Here is a 13,455-nt window from a genome sequence, read left to right as displayed (position 1 = left end):
CTAACAAACTAATGTATAACTACAAAAAACAAGCGTGCCGGATGCTAATGCTCTCGGCTGCATTGGCCCTGGCATTTGGTACCGCCGATGCCCAGAAAAAATCGAAATCAAAAACACCACCGGCAGCCGCGGTTGATACCGCCAAAGCAAAAGCACTTGCCCTGCTTGCGGCAAAACCTCCTACTGCCCTTAAACCGTACAAAGAGGTTGTACCTGCCACAGCAAAAACCATGAAGAGTTTTTTTACGCTGCATTTGGTTGCCGATAAGTACCTTTTTGAGATCCCCGATTCGCTTTTAAAAAAAGACATCCTTATTGTATCACGTATTGACAAAGCCCCGGCAGGTTTCAGGTTACCCGGTGGTTTGATGAGCTATGCAGGCGACGAGGTTGGTGAATCGGTAATTGAATTTGAAAAGATCCCCGGCGATAAAATCGTAATGCGGTCAATCGCGTTCAGGGAATTTTCAAATGATACTACCGAAAACGGTTTATCGCGTTCGCTCATCAACAGCAACTACCAAACTATACAGGGGGCATTCCCTATTAAAGCCCTTAATAAAGAAGGTAAAAGCAGTGTGATAGATATGACCGATTACATCAACTCAGATAACAGTATTTTTGCCCTTGGCGATCCCTTTGTACGGGGTTTGTTAGGTTTTTTGGCTGTAGACAGGGGTTTTGTTGATGATGCAAAAGCATTTCCAACTAATGTAGAGATCCGGTCGGTAAAAACTTATAATTTAAAACCTGGCCCATTTGGCGGTACACCGCCTCCCGTAACATTTGAATTCAACAGCTCTATTGTGCTGCTGCCTGCAGTGCCCATGAAAGCTCGTTTGGCCGATCCGCGGATAGGTTTCTTCTCCAACTCCTATGTTGATTTTGATGCCAACCCGCACGGGGTTTCCAATACCAGCTATATCTGGCGCTGGCGGTTGGAACCTAAAGCTGCAGACATGGAAAAATACAAACGCGGCGAACTGGTTGAACCTCAAAAACCTATTGTTATTTACATTGATCCGGCTACGCCAAAAAAATGGGTGCCATACCTCATGCAGGGTATTAACGACTGGCAGGGAGCCTTTGAAAAAGCAGGCTTTAAAAACGCCATCGTGGCTAAGGAACCGCCGCTTAATGATTCAACCTGGAATATTGACGATGCGCGCCACTCAGTACTGGTTTATAAGCCATCATCAATACCCAACGCCAGCGGACCAAGCATTAAAGACCCGCGTACAGGCGAGATCCTGGAAACCCATATCAACTGGTACCACAGTGTAATGACCCTGGTACAAAACTGGTATACTGTACAGGCAGGTGCCATTGACCCGCGTGCCCGCAAACCCCAGTTAGATGATGAATTGATGGGCCAGCTCATCCGCTTTGTATCATCGCACGAAATTGGCCATACCCTTGGCTTGATGCACAATTTCGGTGCATCATCAACGGTACCGGTTGCCAATTTGCGTAATAAAGCGTGGGTTGAGGAGCATGGTCATACGCCATCTATTATGGATTATGCCCGCTTTAACTACGTTGCCCAACCTGAAGATAACATCAGCGAAAAAGGCATCTTCCCCCGTATTGGCGATTATGATAAATGGGCCATTGAGTGGGGCTATAAGCTGATCCCTGATGCAAAAAACACTAATGACGAAAAACCTATTCTCAACAAATGGATGGTTGATAAACTGGCATCGGGCAAGCAATATTTTTACGGCAGCCAGGTTGATCCGGCAACCAACGACATCTACAAAAACAACAATCCCGATCCCCGCGACCAAAGTGAAGACCTTGGCGACGATGCTATGCTGGCCAGCACTTACGGGATCAAAAACCTGAAAAGAGTTGTTCCTAACCTTACCACCTGGTTAAAGGAACCTAACGAAAACTACGATAAAATTGCAGATATGTACAATGAAGTAGTAACCGAGTATCAGCGTTTTATGGGCCATGTATTAAAAAACATAGGCGGCATTTACACTACCCCAAAAACAGTTGAACAGGCAGGCCCTATCTATGCAGTAGTTGAAAAAGAGAAACAAAAAAGAGCGATGGCATTTTTGCAGGAGCAGCTTTTCACAACCCCTTACTGGCTGATGGACAGTAAACTTTATGACCTTAGCACTGCCGATTTCAGCTCGGTCACCAAAATACAAAAGGGTGTGCTGTTACAGTTGATCGGTGCACAGCGCATTACCACTATGCTTAACGAAGAACACCTTTATGGCGATAAAGCATATACCGTTACCGAAATGCTGAACGATCTTAAAAAAGGTGTATTCTCAGAACTTGCAACGCATAAAGCTATCAGCATTTATCGTCGCGACCTGCAAAAAGTTTACGTTGAGGCGCTGATCAATATCATCAGCAAGCAATCAACCGGTTTGGATAACGATGGCTTATCAATAGTAAAAGCCCAGGCCAAATCACTGGCCTTGCAATTAAAAGCGGCAGCGACAGGTGCAAACCCAGCTACCCGTGCCCACCTAACAGATATGTATGAGCGCCTAAACAACGCGCTTAAACCAAAGCAGGACAATGCTTAAAACCACCGGGACAAAATTTTTAAAATACTCCTCGTTCTTTATTTTTTCAACCTTCAGTGAAAATCAGTTTTAGTTTACCAACAATAAGCGCCGCCTGGAGTGGCGGCGCTTAATTTTACACTGCCCCGGTTACCTGGTAAACCACCTCATGTGCCTCCCACAAAGCCGGGATCTCCAGCTTATCAATGAGCCTTTCCAATACGGCATCAGGTATCGCGGCTTCACGGCTCCTGTTCTGTTTTATCAATCCGGCATAAGGCACTTCTACATAAACAATCTTTACAGCTGCCTTGTAAGTGGTAAACAACTCAATCAATTGCAGGCGCATTTGCCGGGTGATATCAGTAGCATTCCAGATAAAGCTTTTTTGCTTCCTTAAAAATACCCGGGCCTGTTCCTTGGCTTCCTGTATCACCATGCCGTTGCCGCTTTTATCAGTAGGCAAAATGCCCCGCGCTACACGAATATCATCAAGTGATACCACCGGCAAATCCGGGTAATACTTTTGGATATAAGTATTTTTACCAGCCCCTGGCAAACCACTCATCAATATTACTTCAACAATGGGCTGCTCAAACGGTACATAATCCGGGTAAGCACCTTCGTGCTGCGTGTAATACATTTTGGCTTCATCCGTTGCAAAGCTGCGGGCAATACCCCAGCAGTTTTGTTCGCGGCAAAAAGCTTCAAAGCAATCTATCCTGTACAGCATCTCATCCTGATCGTTACAGATCCTTCCCAATACATCGGCACGGGCAAGTAAGGCTAACCATTGTGTATTAACCTCCATGCCTGCCATAATAAGGGCTTTTGCCGGATCTGGTTTTTCAAATACCCAAAGTGGCAAACCGTGATAGCGTACCAAACCAACTACCTGCTCACGTATTGTAAAAGGTGCCGGTATCTCCCGGTAAAGGATTTGCCGCGCGGTCATTGCGCCTTTACGGGCATGCCCGTTTGAGCTGATCCTGCCATCGGGTTCAATTACCGTGGTGCTGTACTTTTCAACATCATGCAGCAAAGCGGCGGCCCAAAGTATTTCCTGCTCCTGCGCCAATAACTGCCGATAAGCAGGTTGCCCCCTTAGCGCTTCAAGCACCATTTTGGTATGGATAGCTACATTACCTTCGGCATGATATGTGGCATCCTGCGGCACATCCTCCATCCGCTTAACCCAATCAAAGCGGGTTTCAAGATACGCCCAGTCTTTATTTTCAGTAATGGCCCACATAGGTACCTCCTTCATTTTTTAAAGCTGCACGTTTCCAGCTGCGTGTCCAGTGCTGGTTAGTTTTAACGTGCCCTTTTCGTACATATTTAAATACATTATGCGCAAAATCATCTACCGCGTAAGCATCCGCATTGCGGGATACTATTCCCTCGATGGTTGCAGGCTCTCCGCTCAGCACATCATGAGACTCAAAAGTCCCCCTGCCTTTGGTAAGCGTCAAAACATCCTGCTCAAATGTAAACTGATCTGCCGGCCGGTGAACAATCCCCATTTCGGGTACAGTCGGCAAGCCAATCATTGCTGCATAAAATTTAGTCTCTTCCCAGCTTAACCAGCGGTCGTGTTCCCGGATGCCGAACACGTAAAAGTGATGTTCGAGGTTCCGGTATTCGATGGAATGAATGGCGTAGAGATTTTCAAGGAAGATATCCAGATCGCCAAGGTCATTTTTGATCAGCTGCCAAAACCGGCGGATACTCTCCGTCCAGGCAGAAACCGTTGGCGCCGCGTGCGAACGCGCAAAAACGCCATGCCGCGATAAGCAGTTATTTTCTCCATCCAGCTTTTCGGTATGGATAAGCGTGGGTATTTTTTGTATGTGTTGCCAATAGTCGTGCTGTATCCTGTCATCGCTGGTTGTTCCCGGCGAAAACGGATAATGATACGTACGACCATATTTTTGTGATATAGCCATGTTGTAAAATTTTAATTAAAAGAAATAGAAATTCACCTCCTCCCCGGGGCGGGGAAGCTCATTAAACATTTTATGCTAACGAGATTACATGGCTCAAATTTTTGAGAGTTTTTGTTTTATTGAGGCAAAGATAGCAAAGCGATCTGAAAATAGCTACTCGCCGCGCCTTATTTTGGTTGCAACTACGTTTGGGTAGTTTATATGAGGCTCGATATCGTACTTGAAAATAAAATCCCGACAATCGTTTGTATTGATATTAAAATAGAAACCGATCGTTTTTTTCATCTTCATGATCTTTCCCGTTTTCACATCTATAATCACCTGGCCAGTAAAATTTTCGGAATCAATATCAGCAATAAAAAAACGATTTCCCGGCAAAAAATATCCACCCGAAAAAAAATCAAAACTAACACCTTTAAAACCCGCGTATCCGTTTGCACCGGATAAAAGGCATACTGTCCGGGCTTCATCTCTATAATATAAGCCTGTGCTGTCATTTTCCAGGCCTACCGTTGTAACTACACCGCCCAGGTCGTACCGGTTTTGATTAAATGACTTTGGATGATAATTTAGATAAATACTATCCGCATTGATACCTTTTAATCTTAAACTATCATCGCTAAAATGTTCGGATAGGATTTTCCGCGTTTTGAGATCGATTTTTTTAAAAGCGAGGTCGCCTTTTGGGGTGGCAAATTCATAGTACAACTTCGTTCCATCAGTACTTAAAGCAAAATATTCAATTACCTCTTCATCAAGATCCATAAACGGTTTAAATGATTTATCGGCTAAACTATACTTATAAATACTTGATCTGTTTTTCTTGCTATAATTCCCGTCCCATACTTTATCCTGTAAAACCAAAAAGGAGTCTGAATTTTTGCTCCACTGTACCGACGAAGCAATAAACCTTCCACTATCCCGATTTTCGCTCACAGCGATTAAGTTGGTACAATTATCTATTTTAAAAAGCGACTTCCCATTATTGTCAATAAGCAGTAACTTATTTTTATTATAAATAACAGCATATTTACCATCCGGCGAGATATAAGCCTCTTCAATTTCTCCTTTCCAAACCGGCTTGAGTTGATATGTAAATTTCCCATCCATGGCACAATACAATCCGCTATCTATTTTAAAATATAGCGGCTTTGAAGATGAAACCTCAAAATGGCTTTCATGAAAATTGGTTAATTCCGGCTGCCTATTCAGATTGGTATGCAACACGAATATTTTAAATGCCCACCACATTCCAGCCAAAACAATAATTAAAATAGCGAGTATTATGATATTTTTTTTCAAAGCGACAAGGGTTAAAGCTGTTAAAGTTACAGATTCCATATTTCTGTAATCTTACCCTATTGTTAACACAAAAAAGCCCCCCGACACAAATCGGGAGGCCAACAACAATTTCAAACTAATTACGCTATTCAATCACCACTGTAGCAATTGAATGCGCAAGACTTTTGGTTTTGGCAGCTTTGCCCTTGATCCACAACTTGTAATCAATATCCTCATCTGTTTTGTTCATCACCACAACAGCCAGTTTGCCATCGGTATTTACATAAGCGGTGGTAAGCAGGTTATTGCGGCTCGATGAACTCGCTATCCGTTTTGCACCGGGGTGGATGAATTTGGAGAACTGACCTAAGTAATAATAAGCGTTGGTATAGATCAGCTTATCGGCTTTGGTATCATAATGGATAGGCGCCATGCAGAAGTTCCCCACATGGTTAGGGCCGCCTTTTTCGTCAAGCAATACGTTCCAGTCTGTCCAGGCTACGGTGCCGATGTTAAAGTCATTGATCATGGAAGCACCGTATTTTTCGCCGAAGCTCCAGTCGGTATATTTTTCAGGATTAAAATCAGCGGCGCAGCCTTCAGTTAACATCAGTGGTTTATCGGGGAAGGTTTGGGCAACCATGCGTTCATTTTCAAAGTTCATCCCGGCGCCTTTTGCGGCAATATCTTCATACCAGTGATAAGCCACGCCCCATACGTATTTGGCAGCTTCAGGATCTTCCAGTACAGTGCTTACGCGCTGGTACATCAAATCCCGGTTATGGTCCCAGATCAATAGCTTACGATCGGCATAGCCGGCTTTTTTCATGGCAGGGCCTAAAAAGTTCTTGATAAAATCGCGCTCCTCTTCGGCTGTGAACACGCATGATTCCCAGGTTTGCACGGCCATTTCTTCGTTTTGAACGGTGATACCCCAGATAGGGATGCCCTGCTTTTCATAAGCGTTAATGAATTTGCCATACAGGTTAGCCCAGCTCTGGTTGTATTCGGCTTTTAATTTACCGCCGTGCAGTGCGTCATTATTGGTTTTCATCCAGGCGGGCGGGCTCCATGGCGATGCAAACAATGTTAATTTACCACCCGCAGCAGCCAACACTTCCTTGATGAAAGGTACACGGTATTTCATATCATGGCTGATATCAAAGGTTTTCAGGGCAGCGTCGCCATCTTTAACATAAGCATAAGTATCGCTCGAAAAATCACAGCTTTGAATATTGGTACGGCCAAGCGTGTAGGCAATGCCTTTATCCTTATCGTAATAATCGGTGAGTACTTCCTGCTGCTTATCTTTCGGCATTTTGTAAAACACCTCGGCCGAGGCATCGGTTAGCGCGCCGCCTATACCCAGCATGGTTTGGTAGGTTTTAGAAGGATCAACAAAAATGGTGATCTCGTTTTCTAAAGGCTGCGGATAAGCTTCAAACTGCAGCGTTCCTGTTTCGGTGATCTTGTTATTGGTGTTTTTAGCGGTTACATAAACCTTAGCTGTTTTGCCATCAACAGCAAATGGGGCTTTTTGGGCATTGGCCAAACCTGCCGACAGCAGCAAAAGGGCCAGCCCCAAAGGGCGGGTATAAAATTCTCTTCTCATTATCAGGTTTATTGGTTGGTTTATTTATGCCAGTATGTTGTTGATTAGTTTCAGCTCTTCACTGGTAAATGAAGTGTTTGCTAAACAACCGATAGAGTCCGTTACCTGCTCAGGTTTACTTGCCCCAATCAATACCGAAGTAATACGCTTATCTTTCAATATCCATGACAATGCCATTTGTGCCAGGTTTTGACCGCGCTGCAAGGCAAGCTCATTCAGCTTTGCGGCTTTAGCTATGTTTTGTTCGGTTATGGCATCTTCATCAATAGCGCCATTGCCACGATGGGCAGCAGCTCTCGAACCTTCAGGGATCCCTTTTAAATATTTGTTGGTTAACAGCCCCTGTGCCAGCGGCGAAAACGGGATACAGCCAACGCCTTTATCTTCCAGCACATCCAATAACCCGCCTTCAACCCATCTGTCGAACATGGAGTATTTAGGTTGATGGATGAGACATGGTGTTCCTAATTCTTTTAATACCGCAACCGCTTTTTCGGTTTCGGAGGCACTGTAACTTGAAATACCCACATACAGGGCCTTTCCCTGGCGAACGATGAGATCTAACGCACCCATGGTTTCCTCGATAGGCGTTTCAGGATCAGGACGGTGATGGTAGTAGATGTCTACATAATCAAGCCCCATGCGTTTCAGGCTTTGATCCAAACTGGCTACCAGGTATTTCTTTGAGCCCCAGTCGCCATACGGGCCTTCCCACATGCCCCAGCCTGCCTTGGTGGAAATCACCAATTCATCGCGATAGCTTTTAAAATCGTCTTTATAAATGCGGCCAAAAGTTTCTTCGGCCGAGCCTGCTGGTGGGCCGTAGTTGTTGGCCAAATCAAAATGGGTGATGCCTTTATCAAAAGCTAAACGTAAAATATTGCGGGCATTCTCCAGGCTGTCGATACCGCCGAAGTTATGCCACAGGCCAAGCGATACCGCAGGCAGTTTTAAACCGCTGTTACCGCAACGGCGGTATTCCATATCCTGGTAACGGGTTTGATTGGGTAGATAGGTCATATTTGATCAATAAAAATTATATGTTGTAAAATTGACTTATCTATTCTTAAAATCCATTGAACTGGAACAAGAAATGAAATTATTTACCCGCTAATATTTGCAGGTATGGCCGTAACCGGGCTTATATTTGAGCCATGTTTCAAAATATCAATAATTATGCGGCACGATCGGTTAGTTTAACTGCAGAGGAAACTGCGCTGTTTAATGCGATATTGGAATACAGAAAAGTACCTAAAAAGACCCGTCTGCTGCAAGCTGGCGACATCTGCAATTTTGAGGCCTACGTAAACAAAGGCTGCATTCGCGAATATATTATTGATGAGAACGGAGTGGAAGTAACCCTGCAGTTTGCCGTTGAAGACTGGTGGGTAAGTGACTTGGCCAGTTTCCAGGATCAAAGCCCCTGCAGCATGTACATTGAAACCATGGAAGATTGCGAACTGCTCATTCTCAGCCGTGATTCAAAAGAGCGCCTGCTTAACGAGGTGCCCAAGCTGGAGCGCATGTTCAGGCTTATGCTGCAAAGGCACCTTACCGTAATTCAAAAGCGGCTGTTTAAAACCATCTCTACCACGGCTATGGAAAAATACCTGGAGTTTATTAACCGCTACCCAAGCATCCCGCAAAGGGTGCCGCAGCATTATATAGCCTCTTATCTGGGTATTTCACCCGAGTTTTTGAGCAAGCTGCGGACGAGGAATTTGAAAAAGTAAAGGGCACACTTATGCCTTGCTCTTAATATAGTTTAAGGAAAGATTTAATCTAAAAGCGTCATTGCGAGGCACGAAGCAATCCCCGATTAGCAGGTTCGCTCTGTATAGCTTGGGATTGCTTCGTACCTCGCAATGACGCCTTAATTAACAGCATTAGCTATAAATCTATGCTACTATTTAATTCCTGTGGATATGTAACCCATTAAACTGCCTTTGGCCATTTTCATAGGATGTGTTGCCTTTGGCAAAGCGGGGATATTTTTCGCTGTATTTTTTAAACACACTGTCGGGCTGTTTTTTACCGTTTATGATCAGTTCTTCGCCGTTAAAGGAAAGGTCACGCAGCGCTTCTTCGTTCGGGATAATATGATCAGCCACAAAATCGCTGATCATCCGTTTTAATACACGCTGATCTTCGGCAGCCTGCTCCTGGTCTTTCTTGGCCTGGATCTGATCACGAGCAGCTTGTTCCTGATCGCGGGAAGCCTGCTCCTGGTCGCGTTTGGCTTGTATTTGATCTTTTGCGGCCTGTTCCTGATCACGTTTTGCCTGTTGCTGGTCGCGTTCGGCCTCTTCCTGTTCAACTTTTGCATGCTGCTGATCGCGGGCTGCCTGCTCCTGGTCGCGCTTAGCCTGTTGCTGATCGCGGCCGGCTTGTTCCTGGTCACGTTTGGCCTGTGCCTGATCCTTTTTTGCCTGGATCCTGTCTTTCCTGATCTGCTCACGGATAGCCGCTATAACAGTGCTGTATTCGCCCCATTTGGCCGAGGGAATAATTTCACCATCAACGGCCAAAGCTATCAGCTTGTTGTTTGCCAGCTCCATTTGGTAAGTTTTACCTTTCCAGTTAGTTTGGATGCGTTCGCGTCCCTTAGCATCAAAGGTGTCGTAATTGTTATAAGATACGTAGGCTGTTTTTTTTCCTGGTTTCTGAGCGTTTGCTGCAGTTGTTAGCGCCGTTGCAGCTATTAGCAGCAGAGCGCTTCTTAAATAATTTACTTTCATTTTTCTGTTGATTAAAATTTGATAAAAGGCAGTGGTGCCTTGTATTGGTTATTGTTGATTATTTTCCTTTTAGTTGGTTCAATACCTTTTTACCTCCTTCATTTTGAGGGTTCAGGGCTATTGATTTTTCATACATTTTTATAGCTTCTTCTTTTTTACCTGCGCCGGCAAGCGCTTCGGCATAGCTGTCATAAGTATTAAAGCTTCCCGGATACAAAAGGGTATTGAATTTAAATGCCTCCAGGGCTTCGTTGAGGAAACCATCGTTCATGAGGTTATAACCGAGGCGGTTTAGCTCTTTTTCGTCCATAAAATAATGACTGGTATCCGCCTTTAGTTCATTAAAAAGCACGGCTGCGGCATCAGCCCCTTTCTGGTGCAACGTTATCACATATTCTTTAGCCAGCGATCGCTTACCATGATAAATATTCCCGTTATTCAAAATGTAAAAAGCATTAAGTCCTTCGGGATGCAAGCCCCGGTGAGTTACATTATCGAGTACAACTACTGTTTGTTTCCGGGTTATGTTACGAAGGAAAACTGTGACCACTCCCGACGACCCTCCTGAATGCCAAACTACTTTACCATAAGTACTATCCTGCAAAATCATCCACCCAAGCCCGTAGTATGATTTTGTATTTGCCCAGCCCATAGCCACTTTCTCGCCATTGTTAAGTAAAGCCGGCATAAAGGCTTTGTCAAGTACCTGTTGTTTCAGCAGTTTGCCACTATACAAGGCTTCGTCAAACTTCAGTAAGTCGCCGGTAGTGCTTACAACAGCAGTAGGCCCAACTATAGCCCCTAATATCACCGATTCAACCCGGTCGCCTTTCACTGAATCGATGCGTTTTAACTGACCTGGCGAATAACTGAGAAATTCATAACGTTGCGCCCGGTTCTTATCTGCTACAGACAACAAAGGTGTTTCAATGTAGGTATGCACCATTCCAGCGGGCTTGAAAATATTTTTAGAAAGATAATCCTGAAATTTCATACCGCTCAGTTTTTCAACTAATAATGCAAGCAAACCAAAACCGGTATTTGAATAACTGTACTTTTCGCCGGTTTTGAATAGCAGTCCTCTGCTGTCATTTTTAAGCGCAGGGATCAGGTCATTCAAAGAATAGATCTTTTCAGGGTTTTCGCTGTAGGGCTTTTCAAATATCTGGAAATCGGGCAATCCGGAAGTATGTGATAAAAGATGGCGTATAGTGATCTGCGCCCAGGGAAAATCAGGAAAATATTTAACGAAAGGATCATCCAACTTAAGCTTTCCGGCTTGTTTAAGCTGCAAAATAGCAACAGCAGTAAACGTTTTTGAAACCGAGGCCAGGTTAAAAGCCGTTTGATCTGTATTCAATAATTTCGCCCCTGCATCGGCGTACCCAAACGAATGCCGGTAAACAACATTACCTTTTTCGGTAACCAACACATTCCCATTAAACTCGTGCTGATTAAACAGGTTTGTAAACAAGCTATCTAAACGCACGCTTTTATTCTGAGCCTGCGATTCACAGGTTATGCCGTTGAAAAGTATAAGCAAGAGACATGCAATCACCATACCTTTCGGTAAATAATGTTCCTTCATTTCGTGTTAAATTTTGCTGTTAAATAAAAGACAATACAATGCCGCCCCGCTCAAAGCGGCTTCTTAAAATTCCGGTTCTGTTAGTTTTTAAAATTTAAAGCTTCGCCTTCAGGTATCAATACCTGCAATTACAAAGCCTGGTGTTGATTGATTTACTGAACGCTTACACTGTTTTTGGGTTTCGCCGGTTTTGCTGCTATTGGTTGTTTCACTTGTAATTGATCACGCTTTGCCTGCTCCTGATCCCGCCTGGCTTGTACCTGATCTCTTTCTGCCTGTTCCTGGTCAAGTTTGGCCTGGGCCTGATCGCGCGCGGCCTGCTCCTGATCACGACGGGCTTGTTCCTGGTCTATATTTGCGTGTTCCTGGTCGCGCTTGGCTTGCTCCTGGTCGCGGCGGGCCTGTTCCTGCTCGCGGTTAAACTGTGCCTTATCAGCTAAGTTCTGCCGGTTTTCCTGTTCGGCGCGATGCCTTGTAGCCGATGCATCGCTCTCAAATTGTTCCTTTGGAGCAACAGGTTCGGCATTCGCCATAACTACATTTTCATTTGGGCGAACAGGTTTCTGAATATCAGCAATATACTTGTGTTTTGCACGTTTTGGCTTGTCAACCGGCTTAACAATTACTGCAGATTGCGTAACCGCAGGTTGTACCACACGCTGTTCCTGTTTGTATACATGAGCACTGCTGCCTTCGGGGTAATTAACTTTCCTGATCTGTGCTATAGCAGCGGTGGCTATAATGGCCGAAAGGATCATAACACCGCTTATCAAAAACACCTTCTCGCCTGAAGTTACCGTTTTGTTTTTATTACCAAGGATGCGGCTCACCCTTTGCAGCAGCTGGTTCTTTTTACCGGAGAAGGCAACTGCATAGTTTGTACCATAAAGCGAATGCTCTTTAAAGCTGATAAGTGCCTGAATAAATTCCCGCTTATTTTTTGTTTGGGCTATGGCGATATCATCACAGCAGTTTTCCCGCTCGTCACGAAGCAGGGCCGAGATCCATAGCAAGCCGGGGTTAAAGAAAAATACCGTTTCGGCAATGGTTTGCAAAAAGTTAACAATATAGTCATGCCTGCGAATGTGGGCCAGTTCATGCAGCAATACAGCCTCAACTTGCTCGGGTGGTAACCCGGCCAGTAAACCCGCCGGGATCAGGATAACCGGTTTCAGGTGACCTATTACCATAGGCATTTTTACATAACCCGATTCCAGCAGCTTAACAGCCCGCTTTAATTGCAGCTTTTCGCAAAGCAATTCAACCCTGTTTTTCCAATACCCCACAGGCTCTGATACCTGCCTGTGTTTGGCTACATGGATAAACATGAGCCCGCGCATCATCCGTACCGAGCGGAACAGGAAAAACACAAACCACAACAGCACAACCATCGGCGCATTGGCGGTAAAATAACCGATACAGGTATTGGCAAAAGCCCGGATCCCATCGGCATTAAGGCTTAACAGCTGCGTAGCCCTGCCTCCTATGGCATTACCAAATTGTACCATACTTTGCTGTGGCGGCTTGTTCCACTCCCAGACAAAAGTGAACAGGCAGGCACCTACAAATAATAAAAACTGTACAAGTACCAGATTGTACCTTACTGCCGCGCTTGTTTTTTTGGTAAGCAGCATGACCACCGCGCTGATAACCGCCAGCAACAAGCCCTGCCATAGTGAATGGATCAGCATCCAGCTAAAAGCCTGTATCAGGCTATGGGAAATGGTGTTGGCGTTAAGGAGCAGGTACATATCTGTAA

Annotated in this window: 10 protein-coding genes; 2 read left to right on the top strand and 8 right to left on the bottom strand. The window is 44.7% G+C overall.

Annotated features, from left to right (window positions below; all coding sequences use genetic code 11):
- The first annotated feature begins 11 nt into the window (after positions 1 to 11).
- Positions 12 to 2,552: a zinc-dependent metalloprotease gene (locus tag ACFFGT_RS06745; RefSeq protein WP_377021751.1), complete on the top strand. Its 2,541-nt coding sequence runs from the start codon at positions 12 to 14 to the stop codon at positions 2,550 to 2,552.
- Between the two features lie 115 nt (positions 2,553 to 2,667).
- Here ACFFGT_RS06745 and ACFFGT_RS06740 read toward each other — a convergent pair whose 3' ends face one another.
- The 5 genes from ACFFGT_RS06740 to mgrA form a co-directional block, all read right to left on the bottom strand.
- Entirely contained in the window at positions 2,668 to 3,798 is a 1,131-nt protein-coding gene (locus ACFFGT_RS06740) for an AAA family ATPase (RefSeq protein WP_377021750.1), read from the bottom strand.
- Complete coding sequence (locus tag ACFFGT_RS06735) at positions 3,767 to 4,477, bottom strand: RNA ligase family protein (protein WP_377021749.1); 711 nt, start codon at positions 4,475 to 4,477, stop codon at positions 3,767 to 3,769. Before ACFFGT_RS06735 ends, ACFFGT_RS06740 begins: the two co-directional genes overlap by 32 nt.
- A 153-nt stretch (positions 4,478 to 4,630) precedes the next feature.
- Positions 4,631 to 5,779 carry a hypothetical protein gene (locus ACFFGT_RS06730; RefSeq protein ID WP_377021748.1) on the bottom strand — a complete coding sequence of 383 codons (1,149 nt, stop codon included), beginning with the start codon at positions 5,777 to 5,779 and terminating at the stop codon, positions 4,631 to 4,633.
- Positions 5,780 to 5,903: 124 nt separating this feature from the next.
- On the bottom strand, positions 5,904 to 7,370 hold the full coding sequence (locus ACFFGT_RS06725; protein WP_377021747.1) for a glycoside hydrolase family 30 protein: 1,467 nt from the start codon (positions 7,368 to 7,370) through the stop codon (positions 5,904 to 5,906).
- A gap of 24 nt (positions 7,371 to 7,394) precedes the next feature.
- Positions 7,395 to 8,390 carry an L-glyceraldehyde 3-phosphate reductase gene (gene mgrA, locus ACFFGT_RS06720; protein ID WP_377021746.1) on the bottom strand — a complete coding sequence of 332 codons (996 nt, stop codon included), beginning with the start codon at positions 8,388 to 8,390 and terminating at the stop codon, positions 7,395 to 7,397.
- 134 nt (positions 8,391 to 8,524) lie between these two features.
- Here mgrA and ACFFGT_RS06715 point away from each other — a divergent pair, with 134 nt between their 5' ends.
- Positions 8,525 to 9,103, top strand: a complete 579-nt coding sequence (locus tag ACFFGT_RS06715; RefSeq protein ID WP_377021745.1) for a Crp/Fnr family transcriptional regulator — start codon at positions 8,525 to 8,527, stop codon at positions 9,101 to 9,103.
- A gap of 177 nt (positions 9,104 to 9,280) precedes the next feature.
- On the opposite strand, the gene ACFFGT_RS06710 is transcribed toward ACFFGT_RS06715, so the two are convergent.
- From ACFFGT_RS06710 to ACFFGT_RS06700, 3 genes are all read right to left on the bottom strand, one after another.
- Complete coding sequence (locus tag ACFFGT_RS06710; protein ID WP_377021744.1) at positions 9,281 to 10,108, bottom strand: hypothetical protein; 828 nt, start codon at positions 10,106 to 10,108, stop codon at positions 9,281 to 9,283.
- Positions 10,109 to 10,166: 58 nt separating this feature from the next.
- Positions 10,167 to 11,696 carry a serine hydrolase gene (locus tag ACFFGT_RS06705; RefSeq protein WP_377021743.1) on the bottom strand — a complete coding sequence of 510 codons (1,530 nt, stop codon included), beginning with the start codon at positions 11,694 to 11,696 and terminating at the stop codon, positions 10,167 to 10,169.
- 152 nt (positions 11,697 to 11,848) lie between these two features.
- Complete coding sequence (locus ACFFGT_RS06700; RefSeq protein WP_377021742.1) at positions 11,849 to 13,447, bottom strand: M56 family metallopeptidase; 1,599 nt, start codon at positions 13,445 to 13,447, stop codon at positions 11,849 to 11,851.
- Positions 13,448 to 13,455 lie beyond the last annotated feature (8 nt).

Origin of the sequence: Mucilaginibacter angelicae, from assembly GCF_042434235.1 — a bacterium.
Classification (GTDB): domain Bacteria; phylum Bacteroidota; class Bacteroidia; order Sphingobacteriales; family Sphingobacteriaceae; genus Mucilaginibacter; species Mucilaginibacter angelicae.
Note: the sequence above shows the minus strand (reverse complement) of the source record. Positions and strands in the feature narration are given on the sequence as shown.

Excerpts from the sequence above, each read along its gene's own strand:
- ACFFGT_RS06715 (WP_377021745.1), top strand. The coding sequence starts at position 8,525 with ATGTTTCAAAATATCAATAATTATGCGGCACGATCGGTTAGTTTAACT.
- ACFFGT_RS06735 (WP_377021749.1), bottom strand. The coding sequence starts at position 4,477 with ATGGCTATATCACAAAAATATGGTCGTACGTATCATTATCCGTTTTCG.
- ACFFGT_RS06705 (WP_377021743.1), bottom strand. The coding sequence starts at position 11,696 with ATGAAGGAACATTATTTACCGAAAGGTATGGTGATTGCATGTCTCTTG.
- mgrA (WP_377021746.1), bottom strand. The coding sequence starts at position 8,390 with ATGACCTATCTACCCAATCAAACCCGTTACCAGGATATGGAATACCGC.
- ACFFGT_RS06745 (WP_377021751.1), top strand. The coding sequence starts at position 12 with ATGTATAACTACAAAAAACAAGCGTGCCGGATGCTAATGCTCTCGGCT.
- ACFFGT_RS06700 (WP_377021742.1), bottom strand. The coding sequence starts at position 13,447 with ATGTACCTGCTCCTTAACGCCAACACCATTTCCCATAGCCTGATACAG.
- ACFFGT_RS06725 (WP_377021747.1), bottom strand. The coding sequence starts at position 7,370 with ATGAGAAGAGAATTTTATACCCGCCCTTTGGGGCTGGCCCTTTTGCTG.
- ACFFGT_RS06740 (WP_377021750.1), bottom strand. The coding sequence starts at position 3,798 with ATGAAGGAGGTACCTATGTGGGCCATTACTGAAAATAAAGACTGGGCG.
- ACFFGT_RS06710 (WP_377021744.1), bottom strand. The coding sequence starts at position 10,108 with ATGAAAGTAAATTATTTAAGAAGCGCTCTGCTGCTAATAGCTGCAACG.